Origin of the sequence: Fusibacter sp. 3D3 (assembly GCF_001748365.1) — a bacterium.
GTDB lineage: Bacteria > Bacillota > Clostridia > Peptostreptococcales > Acidaminobacteraceae > Fusibacter_A.
In genome coordinates this window covers 143,393-163,434 of the sequence record NZ_BDHH01000006.1, presented here as the reverse complement: position 1 = coordinate 163,434, position 20,042 = coordinate 143,393, and the positions used below count along the sequence as shown (strand labels likewise).

Annotated in this window: 17 protein-coding genes; 15 read left to right on the top strand and 2 right to left on the bottom strand. The window is 38.1% G+C overall.

Annotated elements, in window-relative coordinates; all coding sequences use genetic code 11:
- Positions 1 to 7 precede the first annotated feature (7 nt).
- The 11 genes from F3D3_RS09105 (at position 8) to F3D3_RS09055 (ending at position 10,904) form a co-directional block, all read left to right on the top strand.
- On the top strand, positions 8 to 1,399 hold the full coding sequence (locus F3D3_RS09105) for a dihydrolipoamide acetyltransferase family protein (RefSeq protein ID WP_069873210.1): 1,392 nt from the start codon (positions 8 to 10) through the stop codon (positions 1,397 to 1,399).
- 27 nt (positions 1,400 to 1,426) lie between these two features.
- Positions 1,427 to 2,812, top strand: a complete 1,386-nt coding sequence (gene lpdA / locus F3D3_RS09100; RefSeq protein WP_069873208.1) for a dihydrolipoyl dehydrogenase — start codon at positions 1,427 to 1,429, stop codon at positions 2,810 to 2,812.
- Positions 2,813 to 3,044: 232 nt separating this feature from the next.
- Complete coding sequence (locus F3D3_RS09095; RefSeq protein ID WP_069873206.1) at positions 3,045 to 3,737, top strand: helix-turn-helix transcriptional regulator; 693 nt, start codon at positions 3,045 to 3,047, stop codon at positions 3,735 to 3,737.
- A 39-nt stretch (positions 3,738 to 3,776) separates the two neighbouring features.
- Entirely contained in the window at positions 3,777 to 4,799 is a 1,023-nt protein-coding gene (locus tag F3D3_RS09090) for an alpha-hydroxy-acid oxidizing protein (protein WP_069873204.1), read from the top strand.
- 12 nt (positions 4,800 to 4,811) lie between these two features.
- Complete coding sequence (locus F3D3_RS09085; RefSeq protein WP_069873202.1) at positions 4,812 to 5,549, top strand: SIMPL domain-containing protein; 738 nt, start codon at positions 4,812 to 4,814, stop codon at positions 5,547 to 5,549.
- 161 nt (positions 5,550 to 5,710) lie between these two features.
- On the top strand, positions 5,711 to 6,766 hold the full coding sequence (locus tag F3D3_RS09080) for a hypothetical protein (RefSeq protein WP_207645361.1): 1,056 nt from the start codon (positions 5,711 to 5,713) through the stop codon (positions 6,764 to 6,766).
- Between the two features lie 9 nt (positions 6,767 to 6,775).
- Positions 6,776 to 7,453: a cell division ATP-binding protein FtsE gene (locus F3D3_RS09075; protein ID WP_069873198.1), complete on the top strand. Its 678-nt coding sequence runs from the start codon at positions 6,776 to 6,778 to the stop codon at positions 7,451 to 7,453.
- Positions 7,446 to 8,333, top strand: a complete 888-nt coding sequence (locus F3D3_RS09070) for an ABC transporter permease (RefSeq protein ID WP_069873197.1) — start codon at positions 7,446 to 7,448, stop codon at positions 8,331 to 8,333. The genes F3D3_RS09075 and F3D3_RS09070 overlap by 8 nt, the downstream gene beginning before the upstream one ends.
- A 10-nt stretch (positions 8,334 to 8,343) precedes the next feature.
- Complete coding sequence (locus F3D3_RS09065; RefSeq protein WP_069873195.1) at positions 8,344 to 8,751, top strand: C-GCAxxG-C-C family (seleno)protein; 408 nt, start codon at positions 8,344 to 8,346, stop codon at positions 8,749 to 8,751.
- Between the two features lie 23 nt (positions 8,752 to 8,774).
- Complete coding sequence (locus F3D3_RS09060) at positions 8,775 to 9,701, top strand: DUF523 domain-containing protein (protein ID WP_069873193.1); 927 nt, start codon at positions 8,775 to 8,777, stop codon at positions 9,699 to 9,701.
- Positions 9,702 to 9,734: 33 nt separating this feature from the next.
- Positions 9,735 to 10,904: a YibE/F family protein gene (locus F3D3_RS09055; protein WP_069873191.1), complete on the top strand. Its 1,170-nt coding sequence runs from the start codon at positions 9,735 to 9,737 to the stop codon at positions 10,902 to 10,904.
- A gap of 51 nt (positions 10,905 to 10,955) precedes the next feature.
- Here F3D3_RS09055 and pdxT read toward each other — a convergent pair whose 3' ends face one another.
- Both pdxT and pdxS read right to left on the bottom strand, forming a co-directional pair.
- On the bottom strand, positions 10,956 to 11,531 hold the full coding sequence (gene pdxT, locus F3D3_RS09050; protein WP_069873190.1) for a pyridoxal 5'-phosphate synthase glutaminase subunit PdxT: 576 nt from the start codon (positions 11,529 to 11,531) through the stop codon (positions 10,956 to 10,958).
- A 1-nt stretch (position 11,532) separates the two neighbouring features.
- A complete protein-coding gene (gene pdxS, locus F3D3_RS09045) occupies positions 11,533 to 12,414 on the bottom strand; it encodes a pyridoxal 5'-phosphate synthase lyase subunit PdxS (protein WP_069873188.1) in 882 nt (293 codons plus the stop codon).
- Between the two features lie 706 nt (positions 12,415 to 13,120).
- Between pdxS and abc-f the strand changes: the two genes are divergently transcribed.
- From abc-f to F3D3_RS09025, 4 genes are all read left to right on the top strand, one after another.
- Complete coding sequence (gene abc-f, locus F3D3_RS09040; RefSeq protein WP_069873186.1) at positions 13,121 to 15,004, top strand: ribosomal protection-like ABC-F family protein; 1,884 nt, start codon at positions 13,121 to 13,123, stop codon at positions 15,002 to 15,004.
- A 65-nt stretch (positions 15,005 to 15,069) separates the two neighbouring features.
- Positions 15,070 to 15,510 (top strand): DUF134 domain-containing protein, encoded by a 441-nt coding sequence (locus F3D3_RS09035; RefSeq protein ID WP_069873185.1) that lies wholly within the window; start codon positions 15,070 to 15,072, stop codon positions 15,508 to 15,510.
- A gap of 107 nt (positions 15,511 to 15,617) precedes the next feature.
- Entirely contained in the window at positions 15,618 to 18,902 is a 3,285-nt protein-coding gene (locus F3D3_RS09030; RefSeq protein ID WP_069873183.1) for an efflux RND transporter permease subunit, read from the top strand.
- Positions 18,883 to 20,010 carry an efflux RND transporter periplasmic adaptor subunit gene (locus F3D3_RS09025; RefSeq protein ID WP_069873181.1) on the top strand — a complete coding sequence of 376 codons (1,128 nt, stop codon included), beginning with the start codon at positions 18,883 to 18,885 and terminating at the stop codon, positions 20,008 to 20,010. Before F3D3_RS09030 ends, F3D3_RS09025 begins: the two co-directional genes overlap by 20 nt.
- Positions 20,011 to 20,042: the final 32 nt, after the last annotated feature.

Genomic DNA, 20,042 nt, shown 5'->3' with positions numbered 1-20,042 from the left:
TGATAAAATGTTCCATGTGAAATTTGCAGATATAGGTGAAGGCATACATGAAGGTGTATTGCTAAAAATATTAGTACAAGAAGATCAAGCCATAAAAGAGGGGGAAGATCTATTTACGATAGAGACGGATAAGGTCAATGCTGAAATACCCTCTCCAACGGATGGCGTGGTGAAAACAATACGTTTTAAGGTAGGCGATAAAGTCAATGTCGGGGATGTCATCATTATATTGGATGATGGTAAAGAGGGCGTTCGCAGTAACATGGAAGGTGGAGAGACTATTCCGGAATCAAAATCCGAAGTACAATCTGAGTCAAAATCCGAAGTGCAATCTGAACCGCAAGAACAGTCAAATCAACCCGTGAAAGTGGCTGTTAAAGAAGCAAATGGTGCCAGCGTCGTAGGGCAGATTGAAGTTTCGTCGGATCTAATCGCTTCCAGTGGTGAAGGCCGCGGATCAGAAACGGTTCAAAAACACATGACAAGCAGAATACTGGCGACGCCAGTTGCTCGGAAGATGGCAAAAGATTTAGGGGTAGATATACAGAAAGTCGTTGGAACAGGGCCACAGGGTCGTGTTATGAAAGCAGATATTCAAACAGCTTCCAGTGGTTTAGAGCCAAAACCAAGTGCACCTCATTTTGAAGTTCAATCCCCTGAACCAGTTCGTGCCTCTCACCCGCAGGTGAAGGTAGAGGAAGATCGCGTTCAGCGCATACCAATGACCATGCTCAGAAAGACCATTGCACAAAATATGACACTTTCAAAATATACGATTCCACATACCTTGGTGATGGATGAAGCAGACGTTTCAGATCTTGTGACTTTTAAAGCTGAAACAAAAGCAATGGCCGAGGCTCAAGAGATCAAATTGACGTATTTGGCTTTTTTTATAAAAGCTGTGGTTTTAGGTCTTAAGCAGTATGATTATCTCAATGCATCACTGGATTCTGAAAAAGATGAAATCATTTTGAAAAAGGATTTCAATATAGGCATTGCAGTAGATACGCCAGATGGACTCATGGTGCCTGTCATCAAGAGCGCGGACCATATGAGCCTTTTCGAAATCGCTAAAAAAATAGAGGAACTCACTGAAAAGGCGAGAAATAAGACTATTGGATTTGGCGATCTATCAGGTGGCACGTTTACGATTACGAATTATGGTGCTGTTGGGGCGAGTTTTGGTGCTCCGATTATCAAGTTTCCTGAAGCGGGCATACTAGGCGTAGGTGCTATTGTCAAAAAACCTGTAGTGGTAGATGATGAAATCGTCATACGCTCGATATTGCCACTTTCGTTGTCGTTTGATCATCGCATCATCGATGGCGCAAATGCAGGCCGGTTTGTGGGCTACGTAAAAATGCTACTCGCTAATCCCAAATTACTCGTTATGTTATAAAGTGAGATACCACTTGGAGGTAAATGTATGAAACAATTTGATATAGCCATACTCGGTGGTGGACCTGGAGGATATGTAGCGGCTATAAAAGCGTCCCAACTTGGCGCAAAAGTGGCGCTGATTGAAGTGGATAAATTAGGGGGTGTTTGTTTAAACGTGGGGTGTATCCCCACAAAAACACTGCTGAGGAGTGCAAAACTCTATCAAGATTTATTAGCTTCGGCATCATTTGGAATTGATATTCCAGATATAGCAGACGTTACGATCAACTGGGAAAATCTCATGAATCGTAAGGATTCAGTCGTTAAAAAGATGGTAAGTGGCGTTCAGCAACTTATGAAATATAATGGCATAGAAGTTATGAATGGATTTGGAACTGCAATCGATGCACATACCATCGAAGTAAATGGAGAAAAGATATCTGCAAAAAATTTAATTTTAGCCACGGGTTCGTCGGTTAAACTCCCAGAGATTGAAGGTATAGAAGAGGGGTACAAAAATGGTGTTGTTATTGATAGCACTGGCGCTATAGCCCTTAAAAAACATCCTAAAAGCATTACCATATTAGGTGGGGGCGTCATTGCGGTGGAATTTGCAACGCTATTTAATAGTTTAGGTACAAAAGTCACCATGCTACAACGTTCAGATGTGATTTTAAAGAATTTAGATGAGGATGTAAGAAATACGATACAAAGGCATCTAATCACTGAAGGTGTTGAAATTTTAACCAATACCACGCTTAAATCGATTTCAGGACAAACGACCTATTACGAACTGGAAGGTGAAGTTAAGACAGTGACGAGTGATTTTATTTTAGCGAGTCTTGGTCGAGCCCCTAATCTTAAAGGCATTGAAAACTTGAAACTAAAAGTAGGGCGTAAAGGTGTTGAAGTGGATCGACATATGGAAACCAATGTAAAAGGCATCTATGCGATTGGCGACATGGTGGGGAAGATGATGTTGGCACATGTGGCATCGGCTGAGGGCATTGTGGCGGCTGAAGCCATTATGGGGACTAAAACAGAAATTGATTATAATAAAGTCCCTGCTTGTATCTACAGTTTCCCAGAGGTTGGCGTGATTGGCTATTCCGAAGAAGAGGCTAAAAAAGCAGGTTTTGATGTAGGCACGAGTTTATTTCCACTCAGTGCTAATGGAAAAGCCATGGCTGAAGGGGAAACCACAGGATTTGTTAAAATAGTACATGACAAGAAGTATGGAGAGGTTCTAGGCGTTCACATTGTGGCCTCACATGCCACTGATATGATCGCTGAAGCTGCTGTCTCTTTAGAGCTTGAAGGCACCATTTATGATTTGGCTAAAACGGTGCATCCGCATCCGACTTTATCGGAAATCGTCATGGAAGCGGCACACGGTGCAGTGGATAAACCTATTCATATCATCAAGAAGTGAGCCAAAAGGTAACCGATGGTTTCAACGTTAGAATTGGAACACAATGTTTGAAGCGCACTTTTAAAAAATGACTAGATTAGCCTAAAGAGGGTCTGATCTAGTCATTTTTAGCGTTTGCCAGCATTTTTTGAATTTATAATGGATACATTTGTGTATAAATCGTTTGCTTATTATAAACATTTGATATAATAGGCTTAGAACTAAATAATGACAGCATTAATGAGGTGAGCACATGAATCGATTAGCAGAAAAAATAAAAAATGCGAGAATCGCTGCAAAGTTAACTGAAAAGGAATTGGCACAAAAAAGTGGCGTTGCGCTGAGCTATTTATTGCAAGTTGAATCTGGAAAAAAAGTAATCAACGAAAAAATTGCAGATCAAATTCTGTCTTCTTTAGGAGAGAAAATTGAATTTATTGATCCTGATTTAGAGGTGAAATCAGAGCCTGTAAAAAGTCCTTTGGAAACCAAAAAAATAGTAAATACACAGGAACAGAGCAAAGGGAAGATTCATATCACGCCCACAGGTCAATGGCAAGATGCCCTATCTGGAATTGTGAAAAGAGTACCGATTTATGATCTCGTAAGATGGGAAACTATTGGTTATAAGGAACATCCCGTTATAGACAATAAGGTTGAGGGCTATAATGGTGAAAAATTGCTATATGTCAAAGTGACCAATAATCAAGTAAGTGGGTTGAGAATCAAAATGAATGATCTCGTTTTTGTGTTGGAAGCGCATGAAGTGAATAAAAATGGGATCTATTTATTAGAATATCAAAATAAACGCATCATCAGACAAGTGATGAAAATCAATAATCGTGAATTTTCTCTGATTCAAGGTGGTGCTACAGAAGCTGAAATCGTGGATCAGAGAGCATTTAGTGTGATTGGAAAATGTTTGAGTGTTTCTTTTGAACTTTAAGCAGATTTTAATAATTAAGGTGTATAATAGGAGTGTGTGATGAATTATCAAGAACTCATAAAAAATGCAAAAGAGGTTATTGGGCCACATTGCAAAGTGTGTCCTGAATGCAACGGTATTGCTTGTAAAGGCAGAATTCCCGGACCAGGAGGTAAAAGCACTGGACTTGGTTTTATCCGCAATTACAGTGATCTGAAAAAAATATGGCTTCATATGGATACAATTCACGATAAAATGGAGATTTGTACTAAGAAGACATTATTTGATTTTGAATTTGATTTGCCTGTTTTTGCAGGGCCAATAGGTGCTGTACAAATGCATTATAGTGATTTATATGATGACATGACCTTCTCAGAAGCCTTACTCAAAGGGTGTAAAGCAGCTGGAAGTATTGCGTTCACAGGTGATGGCGTAAAAGATGAGGTTTATATCGGGACGGTAGATGCCACGAAGGCATTAGGCGGTCACGGTATACCAACAATTAAACCTTGGAGAAAAGAGGAGGTTATAGAGAAAATTAGATTGGCTGAACGGGCAAATGCAATTGCAGTGGCAATGGATATTGATGCTGCGGGTTTGTCAATTTTAGCGGCGCAGGGAAAACCGGTTTCACCCATGACGGTGGAGATGCTCAAGTCTATTATTTCGAGCACAAAATTGCCTTTTGTGATTAAGGGTATTATGACTGTTGAAGGTGCGAGAAAAGCAGTAGATGCGGGCGCATATGCGATCGTTGTATCCAATCATGGCGGAAGAGTTCTTGATGAGACACCTTCTACGATATCTGTTCTCGACGATATTGTGGAGGCGGTTAAAGGTCAAATTAAAATTATCATAGACGGTGGTTTTAGATCTGGAATTGATGTATTTAAAGCTCTGGCGATTGGTGCAGACGCGGTGATTATAGCCAGACCTTTTGTCACTGCAGTCTTTGGTGGTGGTGAATCCGGTGTGTCACTTTATGTTAACAAAATCAGGGAAGAACTAGAAAATGCAATGATTATGACTGGGTGTGAATCCTTAAAGGACATTACAAAATCGAAGATTAAATGTACTTTATAAGAGGAGGGCATTATGCAAAAAATCAATGGAATAACGTTAATTGTCATATCCATTATCTTAAGTTTAGGATTAGTATTATCAGCTTATATGGCAGTTGAAGGTGTCAAAAGTATAAAAAGTGAGTCCAATGCTTTATCAGTAACAGGTTCGGCGAAAAAAGTAATACAATCAGATGTAATCGTTTGGGAAGGCTCCTTCAGTGTGGATGCTGCCGATATGACATCTGGATATGCAATTTTAAAAGAAAATGCTGAAACTGTCAAAAAATATTTTGAAGCAAAAGGTATTAAGCCAGAGGAAATTACTTTTTCTTCAGTGAATACATTTACGCGTAACCGAATTTTGGATAATGGTGTCTATACCAACATTGTAGACAGTTATAATCTATCTCAAACCGTTAATATCAATTCAACACGTGTGCTTGAAGTTGCTGAGATTGGTAGAAATTCGACTGAATTGATTGAGGATGGCGTCAATTTCACCTCAAATAATCCGCAGTATTTTTATTCTAAATTGGCAGATTTGAAAATTGAGATGATTGGGCTTGCAACAGAAGATTCTAAGGCAAGAGCTGAAGCGATGGTGACTGTCACTGGAAATAAAATTGGGATGCTTCAATCTGCTAGAGTAGGTGTTTTTCAAATTACACCACTTTATTCCAACGAAGTGGATGATTACGGTATAAATGATACGGGATCATACGAGAAGGAAATAACATCTGTTGTAACGTGTGAATTTGAAGTGAAATAGCAAACACAATAACCAATGATGAATACTAGAAGATACAATTCAACTCATATGAGTTGAGCTGTATCTTTTTCTCCATCAAAAGTCATCAGCAAATAATATTTTGAGAGTGTGGTAGGATGCGCAAAAGTACAATTTGTCTTATAATAGTATTGATTCTATGGATGCAAATGTTTATGGGTTATTCAGAGCCAGAAGTTATAGTAGAAGAGGCTGAAAGTAAACTCAATGGCATTTCAAGTGACGAAAAAAATGTTTTAGAACAACTTTTCTTGTTGTCACAAGAAATTGATAATTTAACGCTCAAAGAAGATCAGTTAAATCAAGACATAGAGCATATAAAGATAGAAATAAAAGCAATGGAGGTGACCATAGAAACTCATAACAAAGCCTATCAAGAGATGCTCATAAAACTCGGTGAAACGCTTAAAGATTATCAAAAGAGAGGCGCAAATAGTTATTTTGAGCTTGTTTTTAGCTCAGATAGCGTAAAGACCTTTGTTCAAAAATTAAATATATTGAGAGATTATACAAATAGCAATAAGAAGCTTATGGATGAAATAGAAGCGCGTAAAAAAAGTCTGGATACAGCAAAACAGAATAAGGCAAAAGACTTACAGGCACTCGAACAGAGTGAGTTTGATCTAAAAATGACGATTCAGAATAAAATGGAGACAAAAGCTACTCTTGAGGCTTCTCTTGAAAATTTAAAAACAGAACGCGTTCAATATGAGGCGTATCTCACAGAGGTACAGGAGACTTGGAATACCTTAAAACCTTTATTTCGAGAAACTGTTGATGCGTTTTCTAGGCTAGTGGTATCCGATGGTTTGCCTTATGATGCAATTGACTTAGAATTTTCTTTAAAAGGGGTTAAGGGCAGACTAGAAGAATCTGTTTTTAACGGGATATTGGCACATCAAACGGAGTTGCCAAAATTAGTATTTGAGTTTCACACAGACCTCATGAGCCTCAGTATTCCAGAAAAAAAAATAAACCTTTTAGGACATTTTGAAATTGTGGAAGGTCACATTTTGAAGTTTATAGTTACTGAGGGCACTTTTTATGGTTTGCCACTTGAACAAGATTCAATGGATGAACTCTTTAGCGAAGGTTACATGTCGATAGATTTAACCTATTTACTTGAAGGTTATAAGATCGATACTGTAACTTTAAAAGAAAATATTTTAGAACTCTATGTAAAATCAGGATTGTTTTAAGGGAGGCATATGAATCAGTCAGTTATTCAAGCAAAAAATATTACATTAAAATATCCCAATGGCAATATTGCGCTCAAAGATATTGGCTTCGAGTGTGATAAAGGAGAGATTGTTTTTATAGTGGGCCCAAGTGGATCTGGGAAAACAAGTTTATTAAAGCTCTTTATGGGAATTGAACAACCTTCTCAGGGGGAGTTGTCTATCTTGGGAGAGAAAGTACACGCCTCCAACATTCAAAAGATTAGGCAATCTATTGGTCCAGTTTTTCAAGAATTTAGATTATTAGAGGGCCGAACGACACTGGAAAATGTGATGATGGGTATGCGATTTCTTAATTATAATTTAAAGGAAATGCGTGACCAATCAGAAAAGGCACTGGTTAGAGTAGGCTTAGAACATAAAATTCATTCAGATGTAGACCATTTGTCTTGGGGTGAATCTCAGAGGGTCGCTATTGCTCGGGCAGTGGCTAGAAATCCAAAACTTATTATTGCCGATGAACCTACAGGAAATTTAGACCATGCAAATGCAATCAATATTTTGGAGCTTTTAACGTCCTTTAAAGATGAAGAAACGACGGTGTTGATTACCACACATGCGACACATCTTATTGAGACTAGGGAACGGCATCATCTTATCACCATGAATCAAGGTCAGTTATTGTGGGAGAAAAAGTGCTATGAGTAGGCAGATTGAGCGATTACATTATTTTATTAAAGAAGCAATCACCATTTTTAAAACCAACAAAGTATCCAACTTACTTTCTATTTTAAGTCTTACACTGATTTTTTTTATTTTTTCAGTGTTGGCATCCAGTCGTGAAGTGGGCAATACCTTTGCAAGTGCCCTCTCTGAGCAAGCGGAGATCAGTGTTTATTATGACGAAAATCTATCAAGTGATGCGCGCTTGCAATTGATTGATGCTATAAAAGTGATAGAAGGCGTAAAATCAGTTCAAGAAATTTCTGTCACTGAAGCATATGAGCGCATGAAATCTGTGCTTGGAGATGATGCAACCGTATTGAATTACTTAGAAACGAATCCCTTTTTAGCGTTTTTAGAAATAGAGATAGATTTAAACCGAGTTGAGAGCATCACAGCGCATATAAGGACTCTTGAAAATGTGGACACCGTAAGAGATAATATAGATATCCTCACTGGTGTAAGACGCTTTATTCATGTGGTTACTTTTGCTTTTGCCTTTGTGAGTATCGCGATGGGCATTTCCACAGTGGTACTCACAGGCCATATCATTCGTCAAGGGATTTATAATAACAGAGAGCAGATTACAACGATGACTTTATTGGGAGCGCCTACTGCGTTTATGATGATTCCCTATTTGATAGAGGGACTCTGGATCACACTTTCAAGTGGTCTAATTGCAATGGTTGTCAATATACAATGTATTAAAATTCTGTATTCGAAGATGGATTCACCGTTACCGTTTGTGCCCATGCCTGAAATGAGTAAGTTGATCAGTATTTCCAGTGGACTATTAATCCTTGTGGCTTTAGGACTTGGTATTGTCGGTAGTCTGTTTGGCTGGTATTCAGTAAAAGAAAAATAGGAGAGTGCATATGCTTAAAAATTTGATAGAACAAGGATTTGGCGAGGCAGAAGATTACAATTGTGCTGAAAAAATTTTATACGGTGCGAATAAGGTTTATTCTTTAGGCCTTCCAAATGAAGTATTAAAAATAGCATCTGGATTTGGTGGTGGTATGATGACAGAAAATGCATGCGGTGCAGTCACGGCCTCTATTATGGTGTTAGGGCTTAAAGTTACGGAAACAGTAGCTCACCAGTCAGATGATCTGAAACCGATTGTCCAATCGTTCATTTCTGAATATGAAAAGAAAATGCAGAGCATTATGTGTGCACCGCTTAAACTGGCTTATAGAACTGAAGCAGAAGGGTGTGTGCATGTCATCGTTAAAGCCGCAGAAGTTTTAGATAAAGTTATGCAAGAAAATAAACGGCTCTAATTTCTAAGAAAGGAGTGTAACTTATGGATGTATATCTTGAAGAACGCATTAAAGTAGGCATTAGTGCTTGTATGTATGGATGTAAGTTCAGGTACAATGCAAAAGGATGGAATCAACTCGAAGCGATTGGAAGAGATGCTTCTAGTTTTGTCTGGTTCCCAGTGTGTCCAGAAGTAAATGCAGGTTTTGGGGTGCCCAGAGAAGCCATTAAAATAACAGGTGAAAGTGGAAGTGCTGTTTGGGAAAACGCTGGAAAGGTAATGTCTGGATCGGGGAAAAATTTGAGCAAAGCTTTGATGAATAGCTCAGAAGCATGCTTAAACCAACTTCTTAGTGCAGGTGTTTCTGTGTATATCTATATGGAAGGTAGTCCTTCCTGTGGGGTTTATAGGACAACGCTTAAGAATAAACGCCTTGGAAAACCGCCTGGCGTATTTGGTCATTTACTGCTTGAAAATGGCTTTTTCTTAATTCCGGCAGATGAATTAACCAGTCCGGTTAAATGGTGGGATTGGCGAAGAAGAATGCTTGCCTTCTTATGGCTAAAAAAGCAACCGTTAGAGACAAAAGCAGATCTTTATAATATTTGGCATGTTCTCAAATTTTTATGCCAAGAGATAGATGAAAAATGGGCGAGAGCACTTGGAAAAACACTAGCAGATTCTACGGTTGCTGAAATGGGTGGTCTTGAAGCCATTAGAAAGTCTATACTGGATGTACTTCGCCTTCCTTCAAGTCCACAAAAAATTAAAAATAGACTATGGAAACACTACTCGCATTATAGAAAATATACAGGCAAATCTATAGAAGGTATTAAAAGACCAACAGAACTTAGGAATATGACGGACCTTGCCGAAGAACTCTTGAAAATGGAACTTGGGGCGATGTCAGCGGATTATTTATTTGGAGCATCTCCAATAATTAATAGAAAGCAAAAGTCTAAGACATAAAGGTCTGTTTTATAATGACCTTAGGAGAAAAGGATGAAAGATAAAATGAAAACAGATAGTGCAAAGAGAAGATGGGTCATCGCAATTACAATTATATTATCGACTCTCTATATTTTTGTAGGTCATAAGATAGCAGTTCAAGGGATGACGCTCTTTGATGGTAGAAATTATACGGAGGTACAAAAGGCAAAAATTACTGAAATTGTGGATCGTCTTAAGGAAGAGCATCCACTGAGCGAAACAGAAACTTTAGTCATTGAGGAAATTATTTTTAATGCTGAGGCGATGACTGGCGAACGCAAAGGGTCGATATTAAAGGGCGAGCAAAATTTGAACACATATGCTGTGGTTCAATTAAAACCCGTTAAGGTTGGCGATACGGTTTTACTTTATAATATTCCAAATGAAGATTATGGCACAGAATGGACACTGGGTGAATATGTAAGAACAGATGCGCTTTTGCTATTAGGAGTGGCTTTTATGGTGCTACTCATCGTATTTGGTAGACAGCAGGGCTTTCAAACGATTATCTCTTTGATCTATACTGGACTTGCAATCTTTATTGTGTTTATTCCCGCAATTTTGTCGGGTAAAAATATATACTACTGGTCGATTCTCACCTGTGTATTCATTATTTTGATGACGTTTTTAGTGGTTAGTGGATTGAATAAGAAGAGCTTAGTTGCTGGAATTGGCTGTTTTGGAGGTATACTCGTTGCAGGTGGCCTAACGATGATCATGGATCATGTTTTAAAACTTACAGGGATGGTAGATGAAGATTCTGCATTTTTACTCTTGCTCAATAAAGACCAGCCGATTGATTTAAAGGCGATTGTATTTGCAGCAATTATCATTGGTGCCCTTGGCGCCATTATGGATGTTGCAATGTCTATTGCTTCCTCTTTATATGAGGTCAAATCACAGTCGGATAAAATGACTTTTAAAATGATTTTATCATCAGGCATTAACATTGGGAGAGATATCATGGGCACCATGGCCAATACATTAGTTTTAGCCTATATTGGAGGTTCCCTTGGTGTTGTACTCTTGCTTATTTCATATAACACCTCCCTGCTTGATGTGCTCAACAGAGAACTTGTGGTGGTGGAAATTTTACAAGCATTGGTGGGGAGTTTTGGTATTTTGTTTACAATTCCACTTACGGCGATTGCATCAGCTTTTTTATTTAAACACAAGAGCTAGAGTGTCAAAAATCACGAACAATGTCCATTTTATTGTTCGTGATTTCTTTTTTTAATTTTGTTGGATCATCTCTATAAAATACTTGTGAAAAGTGAGATCATCAGTGAGTTCAGGATGAAAAGCAAGGGCTAATAAATTTTGTTCTTTGACAGCAACAATATGCTGATCTACTCGATGTAGGACTTCTACAGTTTCAGCAACTTTTATGACATAAGGTGCTCTAATAAATACCAGTGGAATTGGTGCATCAGAGATTTTTTCGACGACTTCCATTCTTGTGAAACTGCCAAGCTGTCTCCCGTATGCGTTGCGCTTTACCTCAATATTCATCATGCCAAGTGTAGGCACAGAATCTGCTTCAATAGATTTAGCAAGCAAAATCATGCCCGCACAGGTGCCCATGCAAGGGAGCCCAGCGGTTAATAGATTCTGAATCGGGACTCTTAAACCAGTTGAATCAAGGAGCCTAGAGATTGTAGTGCTTTCACCACCTGGGAGTATAATGCCATCGATACCTTCTAGGTCCTTGGGCTGTTTTATTTCTTTTGAGAGATGTCCAAGCCGTTCAATAGGCATTGAATGCTCTATAAAAGCACCTTGAAGTGCCAGAATGCCAATAGTAAGCATCTTAGTAGCCTCTTTCAGACATTCGATCTTTGGCCGAGATTTCATAAACATTGATGCCTACCATGGGTTCGCCAAGGTCTTCAGATATTTCGGCAAGTATGACGGCGTCCTGATAGTGTGTCACTGCTTTGACAATTGCTGCGGCTCTCTTTCGAGGATCACCGGACTTAAAAATGCCAGACCCCACAAAGACACCATCACATCCGAGTTGCATCATCATAGCGGCATCAGCAGGCGTAGCAACACCGCCTGCTGCAAAATTAACCACAGGAAGTGAACCGTTTTCATGGACATAGGTTAAAAGTTCTATAGGAACCATGAGTTCTTTAGCAGCATGGTAGAGTGCATTTTTATCAAGGCTTTTAATGCGGTTTATTTCAGAAGTCATTAAACGCATATGTCTTACAGCTTCGATGACATCGCCTGTGCCAGGTTCACCTTTAGTGCGAATCATAGAAGCGCCTTCTGAGATTCTTCTGAGGGCCTCGCCTAAATTTTTAGCGCCACAGACAAAAGGGGTTTTAAAGTTCTTTTTATTGATGTGTAGAGTGGGATCAGCAGGCGTCAAAACTTCACTTTCATCGATATAATCGACTTCAAGAGCTTCGAGAATTTGAGCTTCTACGAAGTGACCGATACGGACTTTTGCCATGACGGGAATAGACACAGCGGCTTGGATTTCTTTGATCATCTTAGGATCAGAGGCACGTGCAACGCCGCCATCTTTTCGGATGTCTGCGGGCACTCTTTCCAGTGCCATGACTGCACAAGCACCAGCTTCTTCTGCGATTTTGGCTTCAGCCGCTGAGGTGACATCCATAATGACGCCGCCCTTTAACATTTGTGCTAGATTTTTATTGAGTTGATATCTTTCATTCATGATTGACCTCCTAATTTGTGATTTTATTTTAGGGATTCGATTTGTGAGCTCATTAGATTATAGTCATTTTATCTGCACTAAGTAAACGAACAGATATCGTGTATTCGATAGGGACAGATTGGTTGCGATAAAATATTGCTTATTATGTCAAGAGATTGACTTTCTTTTGTAAAGTATTTGTAATGGTAATCTTAAAAATGAGGTGTTATAATTGAGTTGCATAAAATACGAAGGTACAGGAGTGTTTATCATGAAAAGATTTGCACATAACGTACCGGCTGCTGGTAGTGGAGTTTGCTTCGAATAGAGACAATAAGGTTAATATTCGGTGAGCTTTATGCGGAGCTAACATCTCAGTAGCCGGGATCAAGAAAAATATTATATTATACAGCAAGTTTCTGTGAGAAATGCTTTTTTTACAGATGGTTTTTGTTGTGTCAATAATGTTTAGACCATGATCCCTGTTCGATGGTTGTATTTTAGTGCAAATTTGAAGGTGTTATGGAGGGGTGTCACAAGCCTGTTTATAATGCTGTTATAATATTTGTAAACGCAAGAGCTCTATTCGTTCAGAATAGAGCTTTTTTTGTAAAAAATAAAGGCTATTAACTGATGCCATTTGGACCCAAAACGCCTAAATGCGATGTGTCCCAATGCGACTGAATATTAACCTCCCAAAATGAAATTTTTGATTTAATAGGAGGATAAGATGGGTTTATTAACGTTACAAAGCATAGGTAAAGCGTATCAAAACAAGATTGTATTAGATGAGGTTTCACTCATGGTTGAGAGCGGCGAATGTGTTTCACTTGTGGGCGCCAATGGTTCTGGTAAGTCAACTTTGTTGAAAATTGCCATGGGGATTGAGACGCCAGACTTTGGGCAACATTATTTTTCAAGTGGTATTAAAGTGGGTTATTTGTCGCAAAATAGTGATGAGCAGGAAAATGGGAAAAATGCTTTGCATCATGAAGCACTTTTTCAGATTGAAACTCAAATGAGTGAAGTGTTTAAGAAGCTTGAAAGCGACCTTGATCCAAAAGCGTATGCGGAATGCATGCGGCGATATGAAAAGCTTTACGAGAAATTTGAGGCAATAGATGGCTATAATTTACAAAGTAAAATTAAAAAAATATTAATGGGTTTGGGTTTGAGAGCAGGTGCGCTTGAACTCCCAATCGAGAGACTTAGTGGCGGCGAGAAGATGCGGGTTGCACTTGCTCGAATTTTATTAGATGAGCCAGATTTGCTTATCTTGGATGAGCCGACGAATCACCTTGATATTAAGGCTATAGAATGGCTCGAAGAATTTATTAAAAAGTTTTCGGGAGGCGTTTTAATCGTATCACATGATCGCTATTTTTTAGATCGAGTAACGACGAGAATAGCAGAGCTGAATCATGGCCATCTGACTGTTAAGAAGTGTAATTATACAAGCTATATAGATCAAAAAACAAGAATCACGAGTTTTTATTTAAAAGAACATTCTAATTTGAAAAAGCAGATTAGAGATGGAGAAGAAAAAGTTCAAAAGCTTAGAAAATATAAAAAAATTAAGCAATCTAAAAGTTCAGAAAAGGAAGTCGAAAAACTTAAAACGAGATCACAAAAGTTGCTTGTGGAAATGAGAAAGAATGAGAATTTAGCGCAAAAGTCAAAACCAAAGTTAAGCTTCAAACCCGCGGGACATATGAGTAAAGATATCGTGTTGGTGGAGCATCTTACAAAGCAATTTGAAGATTACTGTATTTTTAAAAATATTTCGTTTAAGATACATGGGGGCGAGCGCATAGGCCTTATTGGTCCAAATGGATGTGGGAAAACGACACTGCTCAATATCATTTTAGGAAACGACGCTCACTTCAAGGGACATGTTAACTTTGGAAAGTGGGTAAACTACGCTTATTTAGGACAAGAGATTAACTTTGAAGATGAGTCCAGAAGTGTATTTGAAGAATTTGAAACTTGTTTTACAAAATTAGAAGAAAAAGATATAAAAAAACATTTGGCACTTTTTAATTTCTATGGTGATGAAGTATACAAAGCGATAGAAGTGCTCAGTGGTGGCGAAAAAGCAAGGGTAGAGCTTGCAAAAATTATGCTCTACCAGCCACATTGCTTAATCTTGGATGAGCCAACAAATCATTTAGATCTTGAATCCAGAGAGGCCATTGAAAATGCGATTTTAAGTTTTAAAGGGACGGTTATAGCCGTTTCTCATGATCGGTTTTATCTCAACCAATGTGTCACCCGTATTCTTGAACTTAAAAACGGGGAAATGATGAGCTTTAATGGCAATTATGATCAATATTGCAGGGCTCATATCGTGCAGCCAAATTCAGTGTCGTCAAAGTCGTTGGTAAAAAATGAGATATCTAAAGAAAATCAATTAAACGAGGCTCAGATTCAAAAAGTACTAGACCAACAGAAAAAAGATAGAGTTGAAAATGAAATCTTGGCTCTAGAGGATAAAATCTCAAAGTTGAACAGCTCTGAAAACAACAGTACAGATCTTGATTTCTACCAGATGTATGGTAATCTGGTAGTGGATTTAGAAGCGCTATATCAAGTTTACTATAAGTTAAATTTATAAAATTACTATAAAAGTGAGTTCATTTTATGATACAATTTACAGATGAATATTAATGAGGAGGCACTATGGCAAGACCAAAGCGATTTAGACGCGTCTCACAATTTCCAAAAGAAAGCTATTTTGTACCCTATGGTATTCCAAAGTGCAAACTGGATGAGATCAATCTTACGGTTGAAGAACTTGAAGCAATGCGATTAAAAGATGTTGAAGCCTTATCTCAAGAAGACTGTGCGGCGCAAATGGGCATATCAAGACAAACCTTTCAATTGATCATTGAATCTGGACGTACTAAATTAACCAGTGCCTTATTGGAAGGCAAAGCGATCTCCATTAAGGGTGGCCATTATACCACTGAACAATGTCAATTCGTATGTGAAAGTTGTGACCATCGTTATGCAATTGATTTTAAACAGGATCATCAAGTTTGTCCTAAATGTGGTTCTTTACAAGTCAATTGTCAGAAAAAGGCTCAATTTTGCAAGAAATGGTGTCATATGGATCTATAGTTAAGTGCAGATTAGCGTTTAATTAGGAAAAAATTAATAGTTTATAAGGTCTATTTTAGAGAGTCTCCTGTATTCTAGTATTAAGAATACAACAGGAGGCTTTTTCTATGAAAGATTTACCAGAACTCAAAATGCCCAAGAATATACTTGGAAAGATAGCATCAGGGTTTATAGATCGCTACAAAATTGTTTTTTTAATCATTTTTGCGGTCCTTATACTTGGCTATAATGCATATAACAGTTTGCCAAAAGAGACTGTACCAGATGTCTCTACCAATATGCTTTATATTTTTAAAACATATCCTGGGGCATCAGCAGATGATGTGAACACGTTGGTTTCAGATCCAATTGAAAAAAAAGTAAAGAGTTTGGAGGGTGTCGACAAAGTTAATGCCACTGTTCAAAGTGGCTTTGTAAGAATCATATTGGAGTATAGTGATGACACCGATATGGATGATGCAGAGCAAACGGTTCGAAATGAACTCGCTAAAATCAGTTTTCCAGAGGGGGCTTCTGATGATGCTACAGTTGGCGTATTTAAAACGGGAGATATCCCTATATTTTCGATTACGATGACAGGGAATTATAACTTAGCAGAGCTCAAAAAATATGGCGAGAGAATTCAGGATGAAATTGAGAACATTCCTGGTATCAAACAAGTGGACCTTTCGGGGGGGTATGATCGAGAAATAAAAGTCGTTGTGGATCAAGTAAGACTCCTTGAATATGGATTGTCTTATCAGAACATTACATCTGCACTTCAAAGTTCGAATATGAATATGCCTGCTGGTGAAAAAAATATTGATAATACAACCGTTAATATTCGCGTGGATGAGCGTTTTACAAATGTAGAGGATATTCGTAATTTAGCGATTGAAACGTCTGCCTCTAGGACGATCTTTTTAAAGGATGTGGCAACTGTTGAGGATGCACATAAAGATCCAGACAACTACTCTAGGGTATTTGTAAATAATGATGATGCTGAAAAAGTATCGACCCCAGCGATATATTTAACGGTTTATAGAGAAGATGGTAATGATATCGTTGGACCAGCCAGTGAGATTAGAGCGATTATAGAAAATAAACCTGAACACGCCATTCCAGAAGATGTCGATTTTATTGTAACCAGCGACATGAGTGTGGATGTGGTTAAAGATTTAAGTACGGTTATCAATAATGCTCTTGGGGGATTGATATGTGTTGTCATTGTGCTCTATATCTTTATTGGTCTCAATGAAGCACTCATTGTTGCCACGGTAATACCCATATCGTTATTTATAAGTTTTATCGTCATGACATTCACAGGTGTTACCTTTAATACATTATCACTGGCAGGGTTTATCATCGCCTTAGGGCTCTTAGTCGATAATGCTATCGTGGTCATGGAAAATATAGATCGGCTTAGGGATGAAGGTGTAGATCGCATAACGGCTTCTAAATTTGGGACGAATCAAGTTGCACCAGCAGTTTTAGCAGCAACTTTGACAACATTAGGTGCTTTTGTGCCTGTTGCCATGACACCGGGGGTAATGGGACAATTTATCTCAAATATTCCTAAGACGATCATATATATTATTGCAGCCTCTTTCTTTGTTTCCATTGTGATTACGCCAACACTTTCTGCCAAATTTCTAACGCCTTATAAAAAGAAAAACAGCCATCATCTTTTTTCAGATAAAATTAGAAATGTAACAGCAGGGATTGTTATATTTTTATTGTCGCTCGTGGCGTTTTCCGATCAATGGAAAATAACGAATGCAAGTATCCTTTTGGCGTTTGTTTTTACAGCTGTTTATGCGATAAAAACCTTTGCTTCTAAAAGGGCTGAAAAAAGTAACGCACCGGGGATGATGGAAAAATACAAGCAATTTATCTTTACGGTGCTGATTTCAAGAGGCAAAAAATTCATCATTATTCTACTTGCAGTGGTCATGTTTATCGGTTCAGTTATGACGATACCACTGGGGATTCTAAAGGTCGAATTATTCCCTTATGAAGAACCCACAGCGCTTAAAATCAATATTGAAGCGCCCGTGGGAACACCACTTGATGATACAGATCGTATCGTAAAACAAGTTGAGTCGAATCTATATGATATTGTGGATCTGGAATCTTTTACTTCTAAAGTGGGTTCAGATGGTTTCAATAAAGCAGAGATCGTAGTCGAGTTAATCGATAAAGACGATCGAATTCTAAGCGGCTCAGAAATTGAAAATCAGATCAGGAGTCGGATTAATATTATTCCGGGTGCAGAGTTCCAACTAGATCAACAAAGTACTATGTCGCCCATGTCAAGCGGGGCAGATGTAAGTTTGAGCTTAAAAGGCGATAATTTGGACGAAATCCGTCCAGTGGCTGAGCAGTATTTAGCGGAATTGTCTAAGATTGAAGGGATTGTTGAACCTAGAATCTCAACAGATGGTGGCAAAAAAGAAATGATCATTAATATCGATGGCAACAGAGCCACTTATTATGGGTTGACTGTTGCACAAATTTCTTCAGAGCTTAGAAAATATATTTCAGGCTCAACAGTGGGCACTTATGTAGAAAGTTCGGAGGAATACGATATCTCAGTTTATTATTCTGAGGATCAAATCAATAGCGTTAAGGATTTTGATCGCATTTTCTTTATGAACAATGCGGGCAATAAAATCTATTTCGACGATGTGGCAACGCTTAAAATACAGACAGGGATAGGCAGCATTAATAAAGAGGATGGCGAAGTCATTGTCTCCATTGAAGGGGATTTAAAGGAGGGTTACAATGTTCGTGAAGTCAGTACGGCTTATTCTGAGGCAGTAAAGCATATAGAATTACCTCAAAATATAACGACAGCAGTAAGTGGTGGTATGAATGACTTAAATGAACAAATCGGCAATATGGGCAGAAATTTTGGCATTGCACTTCTTGTGGTCTATATTATTTTAGTGCTTCAGTTCAATTCCTTTGTTCAACCGATGATTATATTGCTATCCATTCCATTTGCGTTGATAGGTGTCATATTAGGTCTTATTATTACACAAAATAGCCTTGGATTTTACGCAATGTTTGGAATCGTGGCTCTGGTTGGAATTGCAGTTAATGATGCGATCGTCTTGATTGATTATATCAATTATCTCAGAAATACTGGTGTAGCACTTAGAGATGCTGTAGCAGAAGCTGTAAAAACAAGAGTTCAGCCTGTACTTGCAACTTCATTAACAACAATAGGCGGTGTTTTGCCGTTAGCGCTTTATAATTCAACTTTTAGTCAGTTGGGATTTGCGCTTATCTTCGGACTTATTGTGTCAACTGTTTTAACCTTGCTTATAATTCCGATGATTTACTATAGTATAGAAAAAAGAACGATGAAATGGTGGAAGGGTGAAGAAAATGAAAATGAAAATGAATAAAAAATGGATTATAGTTGGCGTAGCAATCATTGCAATCTTGGTCGTTATATTTATCCCCAAACCTAAAAAGGCAATAAGCAATGATCGTTCAGCACTACAAGTGGGATTAGAATCAGAAGTTGCGACCACTGTAAGTTCTGAAATAGTTGCTAAAGGGGATATAGATGAAACTGTGTTCACAATAGGATCAATTGATCCCGTTGAAACGTTTAATGTCACCGCTAAAATGGCTGGAGATGTTAAAGCAATCTATTTTGAAGTGGGAGATCGCGTAAGTAAAAATGATGTGTTGTTTGAAATAAATCGAGATACGTTTGACGTTTCTAAAAATCAAACATTAACACAGCAAAAAAATGCGCTGGATCAGTCTAAAGATAGTTTAAAAAAAGCTGAAGATGATTATAATGATCAAAAACAATTGTTTGAATCTGGCGCGACATCTCAGTCGACTTTAGATAATGCAAAAACAGCGCTTGAAAATGAGCAAAGAGCTTATGAAAATGCGACGGCAAGTTATAATAGCACGTTATCAACGATTAATGAACAGCTTGATAATTATGTTCAAAGAAGTCCAGTAGACGGTATTGTTGTGAATAAGAATATTTCAAAAGATATTTATGCAACGGCTCAGAATGGGTATACAATCATACCAGAAAGTCAATTTATAGTAAATACATCGGTTACTTCAAAGTATGTGAAAAGTGTTAAAAAGGGTCAATCTGTTTCTATTTATGTCAATACGCTGGATAAAACTTACGCAGGTGAAGTCATTTCAGTTTCAGAGGTAGGGCAACAAGGGTCCTATCCAATTGAAATCAGTATTCAAGGCGATGAAGATTTGATGTCGGGGCTATATAGTGAAATAAAAATAACCACGCATCGATTAGAGCAAGTTCTAGTTGTTTCCAAAAGTGCGTTGCTTCTAGAGGGAGAATCTCATTATGTTTACCGAATCAAAGCAGATAATACAGTGGAGCAAGTTTCGGTAATTACTGGAGGCGAAAGTGATGACAAAGTTGAAATCCTTCAAAATTTATATTTAGGAGATCAAGTTGTTGTACTTGGTAAAGAATATCTTTCAGAAAATAGCAAAGTCGTGATAAAATAGAGATCAATAGGGATGGTGTAAACCATCCCTTA

Bases quoted from the DNA above. Each gene is read 5' to 3' on its own strand.
- F3D3_RS09105 (WP_069873210.1), top strand. From the start codon at position 8: ATGTTCCATGTGAAATTTGCAGATATAGGTGAAGGCATACATGAAGGT.
- lpdA (WP_069873208.1), top strand. From the start codon at position 1,427: ATGAAACAATTTGATATAGCCATACTCGGTGGTGGACCTGGAGGATAT.
- F3D3_RS09095 (WP_069873206.1), top strand. From the start codon at position 3,045: ATGAATCGATTAGCAGAAAAAATAAAAAATGCGAGAATCGCTGCAAAG.
- F3D3_RS09090 (WP_069873204.1), top strand. From the start codon at position 3,777: ATGAATTATCAAGAACTCATAAAAAATGCAAAAGAGGTTATTGGGCCA.
- F3D3_RS09085 (WP_069873202.1), top strand. From the start codon at position 4,812: ATGCAAAAAATCAATGGAATAACGTTAATTGTCATATCCATTATCTTA.
- F3D3_RS09080 (WP_207645361.1), top strand. From the start codon at position 5,711: ATGCAAATGTTTATGGGTTATTCAGAGCCAGAAGTTATAGTAGAAGAG.
- F3D3_RS09075 (WP_069873198.1), top strand. From the start codon at position 6,776: ATGAATCAGTCAGTTATTCAAGCAAAAAATATTACATTAAAATATCCC.
- F3D3_RS09070 (WP_069873197.1), top strand. From the start codon at position 7,446: ATGAGTAGGCAGATTGAGCGATTACATTATTTTATTAAAGAAGCAATC.
- F3D3_RS09065 (WP_069873195.1), top strand. From the start codon at position 8,344: ATGCTTAAAAATTTGATAGAACAAGGATTTGGCGAGGCAGAAGATTAC.
- F3D3_RS09060 (WP_069873193.1), top strand. From the start codon at position 8,775: ATGGATGTATATCTTGAAGAACGCATTAAAGTAGGCATTAGTGCTTGT.
- F3D3_RS09055 (WP_069873191.1), top strand. From the start codon at position 9,735: ATGAAAGATAAAATGAAAACAGATAGTGCAAAGAGAAGATGGGTCATC.
- pdxT (WP_069873190.1), bottom strand. From the start codon at position 11,531: ATGCTTACTATTGGCATTCTGGCACTTCAAGGTGCTTTTATAGAGCAT.
- abc-f (WP_069873186.1), top strand. From the start codon at position 13,121: ATGGGTTTATTAACGTTACAAAGCATAGGTAAAGCGTATCAAAACAAG.
- F3D3_RS09035 (WP_069873185.1), top strand. From the start codon at position 15,070: ATGGCAAGACCAAAGCGATTTAGACGCGTCTCACAATTTCCAAAAGAA.
- F3D3_RS09030 (WP_069873183.1), top strand. From the start codon at position 15,618: ATGAAAGATTTACCAGAACTCAAAATGCCCAAGAATATACTTGGAAAG.
- F3D3_RS09025 (WP_069873181.1), top strand. From the start codon at position 18,883: ATGAAAATGAAAATGAATAAAAAATGGATTATAGTTGGCGTAGCAATC.